Here is a 527-nt window from a genome sequence, read left to right as displayed (position 1 = left end):
CACCAGCAGCAGCAGCAGTAGCTGAGCTTGAAGCAGCAGAGCGAGGTAGACATGGCCGCCGCCACCATGGCCCTCTCGTCCCCGGCGCTGGCCGGCAAGGCCGCCGCGAAGGTGTTCGGCGAGGGGCGCATCACCATGCGCAAGTCGGCGGCGAAGCCCAAGCCCGCCGCGTCGGGGAGCCCGTGGTACGGCGCCGACCGCGTGCTCTACCTCGGCCCGCTCTCCGGCGAGCCGCCGAGCTACCTGACCGGCGAGTTCCCCGGCGACTACGGGTGGGACACCGCGGGGCTCTCCGCCGACCCGGAGACGTTCGCCAAGAACCGGGAGCTGGAGGTGATCCACTCCAGGTGGGCGATGCTCGGCGCGCTGGGCTGCGTGTTCCCGGAGCTCCTCGCCCGCAACGGCGTCAAGTTCGGCGAGGCGGTGTGGTTCAAGGCGGGGTCGCAGATCTTCAGCGAGGGCGGGCTCGACTACCTCGGCAACCCGAGCCTGATCCACGCGCAGAGCATCCTCGCCATCTGGGCGGT

General features: G+C 71.0%; 1 protein-coding gene. It reads left to right on the top strand.

The features are described from left to right. Window positions 1–27 precede the first annotated feature (27 nt). On the top strand, window positions 28–527 hold a 500-nt coding region (locus NEV57_RS15865; RefSeq protein WP_257659289.1), incomplete at its 3' end, for a chlorophyll a/b-binding protein.

The organism is Parapedobacter lycopersici (assembly GCF_024643285.1).
Lineage (GTDB): Bacteria > Bacteroidota > Bacteroidia > Sphingobacteriales > Sphingobacteriaceae > Parapedobacter > Parapedobacter lycopersici.
This window is presented reverse-complemented; position numbering and strand designations above follow the sequence as displayed.